This is a genomic window from Pseudomonas sp. TE12508 (genome assembly GCF_056279485.1).
In genome coordinates, this window is the sequence record NZ_JBWCCN010000003.1 from 153,175 (window position 1) to 167,994 (window position 14,820).

The window sequence follows — 14,820 nt, forward strand, 5'->3', positions numbered from 1 at the left end:
TTTTGGTATTAGCGTGATAGCGATTGGCGCTAAGTCTCAAGCGCTCCGTTCATAAGGCATTTCGAACTCCGGTTGCAGGGCTGGCAACCCGAACGCGGCCCGGGCCGCGTCGCAATCCACGTTCACCTCACCATTGGCCCACGAGGCGTCGAACTCCCGGCAGGTGCTGGAGCGCTGATCGTATATCGAGCACTGCACGGTGCTGCCCACCTCACCCACCAGCCCGACGCAGCGGGTCGGTTTGCAGTCTGTGCCGAGCATGGCCACCCGGCTGGGACTGATGGGCGCGACCAGTTCATCGGGCACCGTCCCCCCTGCCGAGATGCATTCACCCCAGAAAAAAGACACGCGAAAATGAGAACAGCAGGCACCGCAATTCAGACACGGACTGGCTTCGGACATGGGCGATAGTCAAAGAGGGATGGGGGACACGGTGGGCAGACAAGGCCGCTATTCTAGGCTTTGCCTTGGGCTTGGGAAGGGGGGCACAGAGGTATTTTTCAATGGTCGGTCGGGCCATGGAAAACACCGCAATTCCCCTGTGGGAGCGGGCTTGCTCGCGAAGGCGGCGTGTCAGTCGGCATCATCGTAGGCAGGCACACCGCCTTCGCGAGCAAGCCCGCTCCCACAAGGTATTGTGGCGTTTGGGAGGGTTCGGTTGCCATGGGCTGATATCAGGCTGGCGAATGATGACAGACACGCCGCGCGCGCCTGACTAGATTGCAGTTTCCGGGGGCAGCGACGCCTTCATAACAATAAAAGAGACGGACCCATGCAGAACTCGACCCAAGCGGCGAATGCCTGGCGCATTCTGTTCCTGCTGTTCCTGGCCAACCTGTTTAACTTCTTCGACCGCACCATCCCGGCCATCATCATCGAGCCGATCCGCATGGAATGGCACCTCAGCGACTTTCAATTGGGGATCATCGGCACCGCATTCACCATCGTTTACGCCATTGCTGGCCTGCCCCTTGGGCGATTGGCCGATACCGGTTCGCGCAGCAAACTGATGGGCTGGGGCCTGGCAGCATGGAGCGGGCTGACTGCGGTCAACGGGCTGGTGGGCAGTTTCTGGAGTTTCCTGATCGTGCGCATGGGCATCGGCATCGGTGAAGCCAGTTACGCGCCGGCCGCCAACTCGCTGATCGGCGATTTGTTCCCGGCTCATCGTCGGGCTCGGGCCATGGGCATTTTCATGCTGGGTCTTCCGCTGGGGTTACTGCTGGCGTTCTTCACCATCGGCTGGATGGTCAAGACGTTCGACAGCTGGCGCGCGCCGTTCTTTATAGCGGCAGTGCCGGGGCTGATCCTGGCGGTGTTCATGTTCTTCATCAAAGAGCCAAAACGCGGCGCGGCGGAAAGCGTGCAAGTGTCTCAGGAACGCGTGGACCGGCCGATCCGTCGAGTGCTGGCGGTGCCGACTTTCCTGTGGCTGGTGATGGCGGGCCTGTGTTTCAACTTCGCGACTTATGCCTGCAACTCGTTTCTGGTGCCGATGCTGCAGCGATATTTCCTGATGCCATTGCAGGAGGCCGCAGTGGCGACCGGGGTGATCGTCGGGGTGACCGGGCTGTTCGGCCTGACGCTCGGCGGCTGGATCGCCGACAAGATTCACCAACGCGTGGCCAATGGGCGGCTGCTGTTCGCGGCATTCAGCCTGATCATCTCGACTTTGTGCACGGCTTGGGCGTTGCACGCCGGACGGATCGAGATCGGGGTATTTGTCGCGGTGTTCAGCCTGGGTTGGTTGTTTGCCTATAACTTCTATACCTGCGTGTACACGGCGATCCAGGACGTGGTCGAACCGCGTTTGCGGGCCACGGCGATGGCGTTGTTCTTTGCCGGTCTGTATTTGCTGGGTGGGGGATTGGGGCCGGTGGTGGTGGGCGGATTGTCGGATCACTTTGCGCAAACGGCCATGTTGTCGGCCGGCGCCGAGCAGATGACTGAAGCGTTCAAGGCGGTCGGCCTGCATGACGCGATGTACCTGATTCCGGTGGCGTTGTTTTTCACCATGGTGTTTCTGTTTTTGGCCTCGCGGTGTTTTGTACGCGATGCCAAGCGGATGAAGGAAGGGTTGGTGGCTGTGGTTGAGCCTGCGGGGGCTGCGGTCACGGCGTAATGATCGTTCCCACGCCCCGCGTGGGAATGCCTCAAGGGACGCTCCGCGTTCCAGCTCTCGAAAGGGACGCAGAGCGTCCCGGGCTGCATTCCCACGCAGAGCGTGGGAACGATCAGCAGACAAAAAAGGCCCGCATCGCTGCGGGCCTTCTTGTTTCAGCGGTGGAGCAGGGGCTTAACCCGCCACCAACACCCGAATCGCTTCCAGTCGCAGCGCCGCTTTGTCGAGCATGGCCAAGCCTTGCTCACGTTGCTTGCGCAGGGCAACCAGTTCGCTGTCGCGTACGGTCGGATTGACCGCTTGCAACGCGGTCAGGCGTGCCAGTTCTTCGTCGGTATCCGCCGCCAGACGACGTTGTGCCTCGGCGACGCGCTCGGCGTGACGCGGGGTGATTTTCTCTTCACCGGCGTTGATCCGTGGCGTCAGCTGGTCGCGCTGGGCCTGGATGAACTTGTTGGCGCTGGCCCGGGGTACGCTTTCCAGTTGGTCGTTCAGGGTTTCGAACGACACCCGGGTCGACAGGTCGTTGCCGTTAGCGTCGAGCAGGCAGCGCAGGGCGGCCGGCGGCAGGTAACGGCCCAGTTGCAGCGAGCGCGGAGCAACTACTTCGCTGACGTAGAGCAGTTCCAGCAACACGGTGCCCGGTTTCAGCGCCTTGTTCTTGATCAGCGCCACGGCGGTGTTGCCCATCGAGCCGGACAGGACCAGATCCATGCCGCCTTGAACCATCGGGTGTTCCCAGGTGATGAATTGCATGTCTTCGCGAGACAGCGCCTGGTTGCGGTCGTAGGTGATGGTCACGCCTTCGTCGTCGCCCAACGGGAAGCTCGCGTCGAGCATTTTTTCGCTTGGCTTGAGGATCAGCGCGTTTTCCGAATGGTCTTCGCTATCGATGCCGAAGGCGTCAAACAGGGTTTCCATGTAGATCGGCAGGGCGAACTGATCGTCTTGTTCGAGGATGTCCTCGACCAGCGCATCACCTTCGCCAGCACCGCCGGAGTTGAGTTCCAGCAAGCGGTCGCGACCGGTGTGCAGTTCGGCTTCCAGACGCTCACGTTCGGCGCGGGCTTCGTCGATCAGCGCCTGCCACTCGCCATCGTCGGCGTTTTCCAGCAGCGGCAGCAGGCGCGGGCCGAACTGATGCTGCAAGGCGTTGCCGGTCGGGCAGGTGTTGAGGAACGCGTTCAGCGCTTCGTGATACCACTGGTACAGCCGCTCTTGCGGGCTGGTTTCCAGGTACGGCACGTGCAGCTCGATGATGTGCTTCTGACCGATCCGGTCGAGACGACCGATACGCTGCTCCAGCAGGTCCGGGTGCGACGGCAGATCGAACAGCACCAAATGGTGCGAGAACTGGAAGTTGCGACCTTCACTGCCGATTTCCGAGCAGATCAGTACCTGAGCACCAAATTCTTCGTCGGCGAAGTAGGCGGCGGCGCGGTCGCGCTCGAGGATGTTCATGCCTTCGTGGAAGACCGTGGCCGGAATGCCAGAACGTACGCGCAAGGCGTCTTCCAGGTCCATGGCGGTTTCGGCGTGGGCGCAGATCACCAACACTTTGGTGCGCTTGAGCATCTTCAGGGTGTCGATCAGCCATTCGACACGCGGGTCAAATTTCCACCAGCGCTCTTCTTCGTTGGCGTCCGGTTGGGCCTGGAAGCTGACTTCCGGGTACAGCTCGGCGTGATCGCCCAATGGCAGTTCGAGGTATTCGGCCGGGCACGGCAGCGGGTACGGGTGCAGTTTGCGCTCCGGGAAACCCTGCACGGCGGCGCGGGTATTACGGAACAGCACGCGGCCGGTGCCATGTCGGTCCAGCAGTTCGCGGACCAGACGGGCGCTGGCTTCGGTGTCGCCATCATTGACGGCAGTCAGCAGGGCTTCGCCTTCGTTGCCGAGGAAACCGTGGATAGTCTTGTGCGCTTCAGGCGACAGACGCCCTTTGTCCAGCAGCTCCTGAACGGCTTCGGCCACCGGGCGATAGTTTTCGCTCTCGGCGCGGAAGGCGTGCAGGTCATGGAAACGGTTCGGGTCGAGCAGGCGCAGACGCGCGAAGTGACTGTCCTGACCCAGTTGTTCCGGAGTCGCGGTCAGCAGCAAGACGCCGGGAATGACTTCGGCGAGTTGCTCCACCAGCGAATACTGAGGGCTGACCTGATCTTCGTGCCACACCAGGTGGTGCGCTTCGTCGACCACCAGCAAATCCCAGCCGGCCGCGAACAACGCGTCCTGGGCCTTCTCGTCATCTACCAGCCATTCGAGTGCAACCAGTGCGAGCTGGGTGTCTTCGAACGGGTTGGCGGCATCGCTTTCGATGAAGCGTTCTTCGTCGAACAGCGCGACTTGCAGGTTGAAGCGGCGGCGCATCTCTACCAGCCATTGGTGCTGGAGGTTTTCCGGCACCAGGATCAATACGCGACTGGCGCGGCCCGAAAGCAGTTGGCGATGGATTACCAGACCGGCTTCGATGGTTTTGCCCAGGCCCACTTCGTCTGCCAGCAGAACCCGCGGCGCGATGCGGTCGGCGACTTCACGGGCAATGTGCAGCTGGTGCGCGATCGGTTGCGCACGCACGCCGCCCAGGCCCCAAAGGGAGGACTGCAACTGGCGGCTGGTGTGTTCCAGAGTGTGATAACGCAGGGAGAACCAGGCCAGCGGATCGATCTGGCCGGCGAACAGACGGTCGCTGGCCAGACGGAATTGAATGAAGTTCGATAGCTGGGTTTCCGGCAGGGTGACCACTTCGTTCTGCGCGTTGAGGCCGTGGTAGACCAGCAAGCCGTCGACGTCGTCGACTTCCTGGACGGTCAGTTTCCAGCCTTCGAAGTGAGTGATGCTGTCGCCCGGCGAAAACCGCACGCGGGTGAGGGGCGCATTCCGTAGCGCGTACTGGCGAGTGTCGCCAGTGGCCGGGTAGAGCACGGTCAACAAGCGGCCGTCCTGTGCCAGAACGGTGCCCAAACCCAGCTCGGCTTCGCTGTCACTGATCCAGCGTTGCCCCGGTTGATACTGCTGCGCCATGCTGCCTGACTCCCACCTTGAAAAAGCGGGCTATCTTAACGGAATGAGCCTTCAGGACCAAAGGATTACATGCGCGCGCTGATGGAGGATGCGAACTTTTCGGGAGATGAAGATCAAAAGATCGCAGGCTGCGCCAGATCCTACGGTGCCAGGGGGGCACAAGTTTGCGACCGATGGCTCAAGTCGTCACCCCCGCAGCCGACAGCCTGCTGACAGGAGACTAATTAATATGTTGCCACCGATGCTCCCCTTGAGCGCCGTACCAATCACTTCACAGCAGGATCCGATTCGCCAGCGCCCGGATATTCCGCCCGTGGTGCCGGTGCAGGAAAGCTCCAACGAAAGCACCATCGACCTGCAAAAACGCGATCCGGAAGAGGCGGGCCTGCAACTGCGCGAGGAACAGCGTCGGCAACAGGAGCGCGAGCGCCGTCGTCGTGAGGCCGATGAGGATCCTGAAGAGCACCTGGCGATTCCCGGTAATGAGCTCAATGCCGACAACACCGTACCGGTGGTGCCGTTGATGGAGGATCAGCCACGTCAGGGGTTGTGGGTCGATATCGAGATCTGAAGTGTCAGATCACTGGTCAGCGCCCGCGCCAGACCGCATTATTGGCGTAATCCTGTCGCCTTTACCGGCAGTTGAATTCATTTCCAAGCGATGCACTGAACACCATGAGCCAAGATGACAAGCTGATCGACCTCAACGCCGAACGCGCCAAGCGGGTTCATGACCTTAATGAAAAGCGCCTGAACGAAGTACGCCAGGCGTTCGAGCAGGCGATGCCGTTGGGCAAAGCGAAGAAAAAGCCGAAGAACAAACCGAAAAAGCGTTGAAACACCCTGCATCGGTTGATGCAGGTCAGTTATTTCCCTTCCTTTTACGCCTGTCTCGGGCGGCATTGATCCCGGTCAATTTTCTCTCCTGCCCGATTGGTTAACTTAGCCCCATCGCAACAGGGCAAGTGCAGGAGGCCAGTCATGTTTTTCGACAACGTGGTGATCGCCGGAGTGCTGACTGTCGGCCTCATGGTTCTGTTTTTTGCAGGGTTTGGATTTTTTATCTGGAAGGATTCGCATAAGCGGAAAAAACCGTAGGGTCTTTCTGGAGCAATGAGCACGCAAGGCATTTTGGGCGACTTCGGTCGCCCTTTTTTTTTGTCCGATCGTTCCCACGCTCTGCGTGGGAATGCCTCAAGGGACGCTCCGCGCTCCAGCTCTCGAAAGGGACGCGGAGCGTCCCGGGCTGCATTCCCACGCAGAGCGTGGGAACGATCTAATACCGAAATGCAATAAAAAAGGCGCGAACCTCACGGAACGCGCCTTTTTTGTGCCGCTATGTATCAGCTACCCAGTGCCTTCGATGCCAGCCAGAACAGGCCGGCCGACAGGGCCACGGTGGCGGGAAGGGTCAGGACCCAGGCCAGCAGGATGGTTCTGACGGTGCCGCCTTGCAGGCCGCTTTTGTTCGCGACCATCGTACCGGCCACGCCTGAAGACAGGACGTGGGTGGTGGAAACCGGCAGGCTGAAGATGTTCGCCGCGCCGATCATGCACGCTGTGGTGATCTGCGCCGACATGCCTTGGGCATAGGTCATGCCTTGCTTGCCGATTTTCTCGCCGATGGTCAGGACCACGCGTTTCCAACCGACCATGGTACCCAGGCCGAGGGCCAGTGCGACCGCCAGAATCACCCAGAACGGGGCATACTCGGTGGTGGTGGTCAGGTCCTTGCGTAGTTTGTCCAGGTCAGCCTTTTCACGGGCAGCGAGGCTTGGCAGCTTGGCGACTTTCTTCGCGGTGTCGTCCAGGCAGAGCAGGTAGCGACGTACTTCGATGCGGCTTTCCGACGGCAACGAATGGTAGTCGGCTACACCTTTAAGGGTGCCCAGCAGCGCTGAAATAGTCGGTTCGGTCTGTTGCGGGTTGCAACGGAATTTCTCCGGAAGATCGCCTTTCACGCTTTTGCCCAGTGCCAGGAACTCACCCAGGGATTCGCGGTTGCGCTCGTAGAACTGGCTCAGGTGCAGGGTCGCATCGCGAGTACGTTCGATCTGGTAGGTGGTGCTGTTCAGGTCGAGAACGAACTGCGCCGGCACGATACCGATCAGCACCAGCATGATCAGGCCGATACCTTTCTGGCCATCGTTCGAGCCGTGCACGAAGCTGACTGCCATCGCCGAAATCACCAGCACCAGACGGTTCCAGAACGGCGGGTGTTTCTTGTCGTCGATCTTGCGGCGCTGTTCCGGTGTCTTGTGCATCTTGGACAGCGGACGCCACCATTTAAGGCCGATCAGCACCAGGGCTGCGATCAGGAAACCAGCCATCGGCGAGAACACCAGGGACGCACCGATATCGATCGCCTTCTGCCAGTTCACGCCATCAGCCAACGGAATATCGTTGATCAGGGCGTTGGCCAGGCCGACACCGAGGATCGAACCGATCAGCGTATGAGAGCTGGAGGCGGGGATACCGAAGTACCAGGTGCCCAGGTTCCAGGTGATGGCGGCGGCGAGCAACGAGAACACCATGGCCAGTCCGTGACCGGTGTTCACATTGATCAGCAGTTCTACCGGCAGCAAATGGACGATGGCATACGCCACGCCCACACCGCCCAGCAGCACGCCGAGGAAGTTGAACACACCGGAAAAGAACACCGCCAGATGAGGCGGCATGGCTTTGGTGTAGATAACAGTGGCCACCGCGTTTGCGGTGTCATGAAAGCCGTTGATGAACTCGAAGGCGAGGACAAAGGCCAGGGCGAGCAAGAGGCTCACAAGCACCCAAGCATCCAGTCCGCTGAATAAATCGATCATGAAGGTTTTCTGACCCGGTCGTAAGGGGGCGCGATTATGCCAGAAAAGATGGGTAATCGATGCACTAGCTGCTCATCGGTTACATTCTTCAACGAATTAATTTGTGGCAATCCCCCAGGCCTCAGGTTTTTTCGGGGTTTTACAAGTCATTGAATTTACTTGCAAAGGCTGTAGCCACAAGGGTTTCTCCCGGCAGCGCGAGAGGCTTGAACGCGTGTATGAAATATCTGAGAAGAAGGTCGGACAGGAGCCATTTACCTCATCCAATGGATGAGGGGACCGCCGCCCGCTTGTAGCGGGCGCGAAAAGCATCATCGATACAACCCGCTTTTAGCAGGTGTAGATGCAGGCTCTTGAAAGAATTCAAACCGAGGCAGTCATGGCTCTTCGGCTTTGAGTTCCTTTTCCATCTTCTGCAATTCCTGGGAGAAGGCCTGGTCCTGAACGGTGGCGCGTTTGCGCCAGGGTTTGCGTTCGGGTTCGGGCTGAGCGGCGTAGGTGGTGACTTCCCCGCCGTAAACTTCCTTGTAACGTTGTTCCTGGCGCTCAAGTTCCGCGCGCAGTTCGTCTTTCGTCACAGTGCTACCTGATTGAGTTGAGATTAATTCTGGTGAAACGCGCTGCATGGATTTATTGACCACGCTCATTGAAGGGACAATGCCTGGCACGGCATCGTTCCCTCGGAGCAATCAATTCGTCCTTGTTGCAGGCGGCCACGGCACCAGAGAAAAACAGCTGACGTAGCATCAGTCTCCTGTTTCAGCGAGCGCGTTGGCGGAGCATATGAAATGAGCGTCAGGCGCTTGCTGCGGACAGCGGCAATGGATATTGCGCTGCCGGTTGGCGAAATCGGCACGTAAAAAACCGGTCGCCACTGATGTGCATTATAGCGGTCGATCCGAAGAACACTATCTCTTGAGAGTTAAAAGTAGTTCCTGGTGTGTGATTGTTTTGTTACTCGCAAACTTTTACCGGTAACTACGGTGCCGTGATGCCAGTTACAGCGGTGACTTTCTGGCGCCATTAAGCCGAACGAATTAGTACACCGGAGCTTCTTTAAAACGTGACCGAAAATAACAAACATATTGCAGGAGGATGAAAGCAGTAGGGCTCACTATAAGCAACCACTGATTGCGATTATCGGCCCATGGTTCGATAATCGCCCAATCTTGGTGGCCGGTGGCTTGTATATCAGACCGGGAGCCGCTTGTAATAGTCGCTGATCCGTGTGGGAAACAACCGATATGAACGATCAAATGCGCAATTCCTTCGCTTCAGTGGCACCGCCGATCGTTGCCTCGCCCGCCAAGCGAATCCAGGCGCTGACCGGTGACCCGGATTTCATGACCTCCCTGGCCCGTGGATTGGCGGTGGTGCAAGCGTTCCAGGAGCGCAAGCGGCACTTGACCATTGCGCAGATCAGCCATCGCACGGAAATTCCCCGCGCCGCTGTGCGACGTTGCCTACATACCCTGATCAAGCTCGGCTACGCCACCACCGACGGACGCACCTATTCGCTGTTGCCCAAAGTACTGACCCTGGGCCATGCCTATTTGTCGTCGACGCCATTGGCGGTTTCTGCCCAGCCGTATCTGGACCGCATGAGCGAGCAATTGCATGAGGCCTGCAACATGGCCACGCTGGAGGGCGATGACATTTTGTACATCGCGCGCTCGGCGACCACCCAGCGGCTGATTTCCGTCGACCTTTCGGTGGGCGGGCGATTGCCGGCCTATTGCACGTCCATGGGCAGGATTCTTCTCGCCGCGCTGGACGACACGTCACTGCGCGAATACCTCGACCATGCAGAGCTGCAAGCCAAGACCAGTCGCACGTTGCATACCCCCGAGGCGTTGCTCGAATGCCTGCAAGAGGTACGGCAGCAAGGCTGGTGCATCGTTGATCAGGAATTGGAGCAGGGACTGCGCTCAATTGCCGTGCCGGTGTACGACGCTTCTGGCCAAGTGGTGGCGGCCTTAAACGTCAGCACCCACGCCGGCCGGGTCAGTCGCAACGAGCTGGAACAACGTTTCTTGCCCGGCCTGCTAAGTGCCAGTCGTGACCTGAGCGCGCAGCTCTTTGCCTAAGCTGTTCGATAAACGCACAGAGTCGCGTTTATCGAATTGACGCTCTTTCCCTCGGATCATTAATGTCGCGGCAGCGTCATCCGGCACTACGGGTCTTCAGTCAGTCGCCGGATCACGCCCCAATAATAATGAGAAGAGGCATCGTCATGCGCACGTTTCCCGACTGTCGCTGTTCCCATCGGTTTAGCTGCCGAAACCGGATTGCCTGATCCCGACCTCCTTTCTTGTAATAGCGTCAGCCCCGGCTGGCACCTGTTCGACTGCGTTCTTTGCGTGGAATAAAAATAATGAACCAGCCTCAGTCTGCTGTAGGAAACTGCCTCGACGTGCAGTCCTTCATCAACACTCAACCCATTTCGCGCTACCAATGGCGGGTGGTGATTCTATGTTTCCTGATTGTTTTCCTCGATGGCCTCGACACAGCGGCCATGGGTTTTATCGCGCCGGCACTGTCCCAGGACTGGGGCATCGATCGCGCCAGTCTCGGCCCGGTGATGAGTGCGGCGTTGATCGGGATGGTCTTCGGCGCTTTGGGTTCCGGCCCATTGGCTGACCGCTTCGGGCGAAAAGTCGTACTGGTGGGCGCGGTGTTGGTGTTCGGCGCTTTCAGCCTGGCGTCGGCCTATAGCACCAATGTTGATCAACTGCTGGTACTGCGATTCCTCACCGGCCTGGGCCTGGGCGCCGGCATGCCGAACGCCACCACGCTGCTGTCCGAATACACCCCGGAGCGCAAAAAATCCCTGCTGGTGACCAGCATGTTCTGCGGCTTCAACCTCGGCATGGCCGGTGGCGGGTTCATCTCGGCCAAACTGATTCCGGCCTTCGGCTGGCACAGTCTGTTGATGATCGGCGGGGTTCTGCCGCTGATCCTCGCTGTCGTCTTGCTGTTCTGGTTGCCGGAATCGGCGCGTTACCTGGTGGTGCGCAATCGTGGCACGGACAAAGTGCGCAAGGCCTTGGCGCCGATCGACCCGACGGTGGTGGCACAGGCTTCGAGCTTCAGCGTGCCGGAACAGAAAACCGTGAAGGCGCGCAATGTGTTTGCGGTGATCTTCTCCGGCACCTACAGCACCGGCACGTTGTTGCTGTGGCTGACGTACTTCATGGGCTTGGTGATCGTTTACCTGCTGACCAGTTGGTTGCCGACTCTGATGCGTGACAGCGGCGCGAGCATGGAGCAGGCGGCGTTCATTGGTGCGCTGTTCCAGTTCGGTGGGGTGTTGAGCGCAGTGGGTGTGGGCTGGGCGATGGACCGGTTCAATCCGCACAAGGTCATCGGCATTTTCTACTTATTCGCCGGGGTATTTGCCTACGCGGTAGGGCAGAGCCTGGGCAGCATCACATTGCTGGCGACCCTGGTGCTGGTGGCCGGGATGTGTGTCAACGGCGCGCAATCGGCGATGCCGTCTTTGGCGGCGCGGTTTTATCCGACTCAAGGGCGGGCGACCGGTGTGTCGTGGATGCTCGGGATTGGCCGCTTCGGCGCGATCCTCGGTGCGTGGATGGGCGCAACGTTGCTGGGCCTGGGCTGGAACTTCGAACAGGTGCTGACGGCGCTGGTGATTCCGGCCGCGTTGGCGACCACGGCGGTGGTGATCAAGGGCATGGTCAGCCATGCGGATGCGACCTGACGGTATGTGATCGTTCCCACGCTCAGCGTGGGAACGCTTCAACGGACGCTCTGCGTCCGCTTCTGGGACGCGGAGCGTCCCGGGCTGCATTCCCACGCGGAGCGTGGGAACGATCGGCGCAGGAGATCGGTAGCGAGACAACAATATGTTCGATAAACGAACACTCAGTCGATTATCGGATTGTTTAGCGTTTTTCAGGGGCTTAACCTTCAGTCATTCCGGCGCCGAACCTCGCGCCTTTTTCTACCACTGTCGGTTCATAACAAAACGGGAGCCTGCCCCATGGCTGAAATCCTTTCGCTGCATGACGCGGTAAAGCAGTTCGTCAACGACGGCGATACCGTCGCGCTCGAAGGCTTTACTCACCTGATTCCTACGGCGGCGGGTCACGAAATCATCCGCCAGGGCAAGAAAGATCTGACCCTGGTGCGGATGACGCCCGACTTGATCTACGACCAATTGATCGGTGCCGGTTGTGCTCGCAAGCTGATTTTCTCCTGGGGCGGTAACCCAGGTGTGGGCTCGCTGCACCGTCTGCGTGACGCGGTCGAAAGGCAGTGGCCGCATGCGCTGGAAATCGAAGAGCACAGCCATGCCGACCTGGCCAATGCCTACGTCGCGGGCGCTTCGGGCTTACCGTTCGCGGTGCTGCGTGCCTACGCCGGCTCCGACCTGCCGAAGGTCAACCCGCTGATCAAAACCGTCACGTGCCCGTTCACCGGCGAAGTGCTGGCGGCGGTGCCGTCGGTGCGTCCGGACATCACCGTGATTCACGCGCAGAAAGCCGATCGCAAAGGCAACGTGCTGCTCTGGGGCATTCTCGGCGTGCAGAAAGAAGCGGCGCTGGCCGCCAAGCGCTGCATCGTCACTGTTGAAGAAATCGTCGACGACCTCAACGCACCGATGAACGCTTGCGTGCTGCCGACCTGGGCCTTGAGCGCGGTCTGCCATGTACCGGGGGGCGCGCATCCGTCCTACGCCCACGGTTACACCGAACGCGACAACCGCTTCTATCAAGCCTGGGACCCGATTGCCCGCGACCGTGAAACCTTCACCGCGTGGATCAACGAGTACATCCACGGTTGCGCTGACTTCAGTGAGTTCCAGGCCAAGCTGGCCGCTGCTTCGGAGGCCAAGTAATGACTTACACCACCAATGAAATGATGACCGTCGCCGCCGCCCGCCGTCTGAAAAACGGTTCCGTGTGCTTCGTCGGCATCGGCCTGCCGTCGAAAGCCGCCAACCTGGCACGTCTGACTTCCTCGCCAGATGTAGTCCTGATCTATGAATCGGGTCCGATCGGTGCCAAGCCGAGCGTACTGCCATTGTCGATCGGTGACGGTGAACTGGCGGAAACCGCCGACACTGTCGTCCCGACCGGTGAGATTTTTCGCTACTGGTTGCAGGGCGGGCGCATCGACGTCGGTTTCCTCGGCGCCGCGCAAGTCGACCGTTTCGGCAACATCAACACCACGGTGGTGGGTGACTACCATCAGCCGAAAGTTCGCCTGCCAGGTGCCGGTGGCGCGCCGGAGATCGCCGGTTCCGCCAAAAGCGTACTGATTATTCTCAAGCAGTCGGCGCGCTCCTTTGTCGACAAGCTCGACTTCATCACCTCGGTCGGCCATGGCGAGGGCGGTGATTCACGCAAGCGTCTCGGCCTGCCGGGTGCCGGTCCTGTCGGCATCATTACCGACCTGTGCATCATGGAACCCGAAGCGGATACTCATGAATTCGTGGTGACCGCGCTGCACCCAGGCGTGACTCGCGAGCAAGTGATTGCCGCCACCGGCTGGGCGATTCGTTTTGCCGATCAGGTGGAAAACACCGCCGAGCCAACCGATGTCGAGTTGACGGCGCTGCGCGATCTGGAAGCCCGCACAGCTGCCGCCCACGGCCAAGCACCCGGAGAAGCCTGATGCGTGACGTTTATATCTGCGACGCCATTCGCACCCCCATCGGCCGCTTCGGCGGCGGCCTGTCGACGGTTCGCGCCGATGATCTGGCCGCCGTGCCGATCAAGGCATTGATGGCGCGCAACCCCTCGGTGGACTGGAGCGCGGTGGACGAGGTGTTCCTCGGTTGCGCCAACCAGGCCGGCGAAGACAACCGTAACGTGGCACGCATGGCGTTGTTGTTGGCGGGCCTGCCGGAAACCATTCCCGGGGTCACCCTCAATCGCCTGTGCGCTTCGGGCATGGATGCGATCGGTACGGCGTTTCGGGCCATCGCCAGCGGCGAGATGGAGCTGGCGATTGCCGGCGGCGTCGAGTCGATGTCCCGCGCACCGTTCGTGATGGGCAAGGCCGATGCGGCGTTCTCGCGCAACATGAAACTGGAAGACACCACCATCGGCTGGCGTTTCATCAACCCGTTGATGAAAGCTCAATACGGTGTGGATGCGATGCCGCAGACTGCCGATAACGTAGCCGACGATTACCGTATTTCCCGCGCCGATCAGGATGCGTTCGCCCTGCGCAGTCAGCAGCGCACGGCCGCCGCGCAAGCCGCCGGATTTTTCGCCGAAGAAATCGTCGAAGTGCGCATTGCCCACAAGAAGGGTGAAAGCGTGGTCACGCAGGATGAGCATCCCCGTGCTGACACGACACTGGAAACCCTGGCCAAACTCAAACCGGTCAATGGCCCGGACAAAACCGTCACCGCTGGCAATGCCTCCGGTGTGAACGACGGTGCAGCGGCGTTGATTCTGGCCTCGGCCGAAGCAGTTAAAAAGCACGGTCTGACCGCCCGCGCCAAAGTGCTCGGCATGTCCAGCGCCGGTGTTGCACCGCGGGTGATGGGCATCGGCCCGGTGCCGGCGGTGCGTAAGTTGACCGAGCGCCTGGGCCTGGCCGTCAGCGATTTCGACGTGATCGAACTCAACGAAGCCTTCGCCAGCCAAGGCTTGGCCGTGCTGCGTGAGTTGGGGCTGGCTGACGACTCGGCCCAAGTCAACCCGAACGGTGGCGCCATTGCCTTGGGCCATCCGCTGGGCATGAGCGGCGCGCGTCTGGTACTGACCGCGTTGCATCAGCTGGAAAAAACCGGAGGCAAGAAAGGTCTGGCGACCATGTGCGTCGGTGTCGGCCAGGGTCTGGCCTTGGCGATCGAACGGGTCTGACACGCTTGGCTGTGAA

Annotated in this window: 13 protein-coding genes; 9 read left to right on the forward strand and 4 right to left on the reverse strand. The window is 60.0% G+C overall.

The genetic code is table 11. From position 1 onward, the window contains the following. Positions 1 to 36: 36 nt before the first annotated feature. Positions 37 to 402 (reverse strand): YkgJ family cysteine cluster protein, encoded by a 366-nt coding sequence (locus ACZ9IM_RS05070; RefSeq protein ID WP_033036882.1) that lies wholly within the window; start codon positions 400 to 402, stop codon positions 37 to 39. A 370-nt stretch (positions 403 to 772) separates the two neighbouring features. Here ACZ9IM_RS05070 and ACZ9IM_RS05075 point away from each other — a divergent pair, with 370 nt between their 5' ends. Next, complete coding sequence (locus tag ACZ9IM_RS05075; protein WP_427625739.1) at positions 773 to 2,122, forward strand: spinster family MFS transporter; 1,350 nt, start codon at positions 773 to 775, stop codon at positions 2,120 to 2,122. A gap of 174 nt (positions 2,123 to 2,296) precedes the next feature. Here ACZ9IM_RS05075 and rapA read toward each other — a convergent pair whose 3' ends face one another. Continuing rightward, positions 2,297 to 5,143, reverse strand: coding sequence for an RNA polymerase-associated protein RapA (gene rapA / locus ACZ9IM_RS05080; RefSeq protein WP_427625738.1), 2,847 nt, complete (start codon positions 5,141 to 5,143; stop codon positions 2,297 to 2,299). A 229-nt stretch (positions 5,144 to 5,372) separates the two neighbouring features. Between rapA and ACZ9IM_RS05085 the strand changes: the two genes are divergently transcribed. The 3 genes from ACZ9IM_RS05085 (at position 5,373) to ccoM (ending at position 6,241) form a co-directional block, all read left to right on the forward strand. Beyond that, the gene (locus ACZ9IM_RS05085) at positions 5,373 to 5,714 is read left to right on the forward strand and encodes a hypothetical protein (protein WP_052966937.1); all 342 of its coding nucleotides are present in this window, start codon (positions 5,373 to 5,375) and stop codon (positions 5,712 to 5,714) included. A 104-nt stretch (positions 5,715 to 5,818) separates the two neighbouring features. After that, complete coding sequence (locus ACZ9IM_RS05090; protein WP_008074569.1) at positions 5,819 to 5,980, forward strand: hypothetical protein; 162 nt, start codon at positions 5,819 to 5,821, stop codon at positions 5,978 to 5,980. Between the two features lie 144 nt (positions 5,981 to 6,124). Then, positions 6,125 to 6,241, forward strand: coding sequence for a cytochrome c oxidase subunit CcoM (gene ccoM, locus ACZ9IM_RS05095; protein ID WP_007906619.1), 117 nt, complete (start codon positions 6,125 to 6,127; stop codon positions 6,239 to 6,241). Between the two features lie 245 nt (positions 6,242 to 6,486). On the opposite strand, the gene ACZ9IM_RS05100 is transcribed toward ccoM, so the two are convergent. Further along, positions 6,487 to 7,962 (reverse strand): inorganic phosphate transporter, encoded by a 1,476-nt coding sequence (locus ACZ9IM_RS05100; RefSeq protein WP_427625737.1) that lies wholly within the window; start codon positions 7,960 to 7,962, stop codon positions 6,487 to 6,489. 377 nt (positions 7,963 to 8,339) lie between these two features. Next, positions 8,340 to 8,540 (reverse strand): hypothetical protein, encoded by a 201-nt coding sequence (locus ACZ9IM_RS05105; RefSeq protein WP_007903846.1) that lies wholly within the window; start codon positions 8,538 to 8,540, stop codon positions 8,340 to 8,342. Between the two features lie 666 nt (positions 8,541 to 9,206). Between ACZ9IM_RS05105 and pcaR the strand changes: the two genes are divergently transcribed. The 5 genes from pcaR (at position 9,207) to pcaF (ending at position 14,804) form a co-directional block, all read left to right on the forward strand. Then, a complete protein-coding gene (pcaR, locus tag ACZ9IM_RS05110; RefSeq protein WP_008074568.1) occupies positions 9,207 to 10,049 on the forward strand; it encodes a pca regulon transcriptional regulator PcaR in 843 nt (280 codons plus the stop codon). A 287-nt stretch (positions 10,050 to 10,336) separates the two neighbouring features. Beyond that, positions 10,337 to 11,683, forward strand: coding sequence for a 4-hydroxybenzoate transporter PcaK (pcaK, locus tag ACZ9IM_RS05115; protein WP_427625736.1), 1,347 nt, complete (start codon positions 10,337 to 10,339; stop codon positions 11,681 to 11,683). Between the two features lie 282 nt (positions 11,684 to 11,965). After that, on the forward strand, positions 11,966 to 12,823 hold the full coding sequence (locus ACZ9IM_RS05120; RefSeq protein ID WP_007903838.1) for a CoA transferase subunit A: 858 nt from the start codon (positions 11,966 to 11,968) through the stop codon (positions 12,821 to 12,823). Then, positions 12,823 to 13,602 carry a CoA-transferase subunit beta gene (locus ACZ9IM_RS05125; protein ID WP_008005876.1) on the forward strand — a complete coding sequence of 260 codons (780 nt, stop codon included), beginning with the start codon at positions 12,823 to 12,825 and terminating at the stop codon, positions 13,600 to 13,602. Before ACZ9IM_RS05120 ends, ACZ9IM_RS05125 begins: the two co-directional genes overlap by 1 nt. Then, a complete protein-coding gene (pcaF, locus tag ACZ9IM_RS05130; protein ID WP_427625779.1) occupies positions 13,599 to 14,804 on the forward strand; it encodes a 3-oxoadipyl-CoA thiolase in 1,206 nt (401 codons plus the stop codon). Before ACZ9IM_RS05125 ends, pcaF begins: the two co-directional genes overlap by 4 nt. Positions 14,805 to 14,820: the final 16 nt, after the last annotated feature.

Coding starts and splice junctions, on each gene's coding strand:
- ACZ9IM_RS05070 (WP_033036882.1), bottom strand. CDS start 402: ATGTCCGAAGCCAGTCCGTGTCTGAATTGCGGTGCCTGCTGTTCTCAT.
- ACZ9IM_RS05075 (WP_427625739.1), top strand. CDS start 773: ATGCAGAACTCGACCCAAGCGGCGAATGCCTGGCGCATTCTGTTCCTG.
- rapA (WP_427625738.1), bottom strand. CDS start 5,143: ATGGCGCAGCAGTATCAACCGGGGCAACGCTGGATCAGTGACAGCGAA.
- ACZ9IM_RS05085 (WP_052966937.1), top strand. CDS start 5,373: ATGTTGCCACCGATGCTCCCCTTGAGCGCCGTACCAATCACTTCACAG.
- ACZ9IM_RS05090 (WP_008074569.1), top strand. CDS start 5,819: ATGAGCCAAGATGACAAGCTGATCGACCTCAACGCCGAACGCGCCAAG.
- ccoM (WP_007906619.1), top strand. CDS start 6,125: ATGTTTTTCGACAACGTGGTGATCGCCGGAGTGCTGACTGTCGGCCTC.
- ACZ9IM_RS05100 (WP_427625737.1), bottom strand. CDS start 7,962: ATGATCGATTTATTCAGCGGACTGGATGCTTGGGTGCTTGTGAGCCTC.
- pcaR (WP_008074568.1), top strand. CDS start 9,207: ATGAACGATCAAATGCGCAATTCCTTCGCTTCAGTGGCACCGCCGATC.
- pcaK (WP_427625736.1), top strand. CDS start 10,337: ATGAACCAGCCTCAGTCTGCTGTAGGAAACTGCCTCGACGTGCAGTCC.
- ACZ9IM_RS05120 (WP_007903838.1), top strand. CDS start 11,966: ATGGCTGAAATCCTTTCGCTGCATGACGCGGTAAAGCAGTTCGTCAAC.
- ACZ9IM_RS05125 (WP_008005876.1), top strand. CDS start 12,823: ATGACTTACACCACCAATGAAATGATGACCGTCGCCGCCGCCCGCCGT.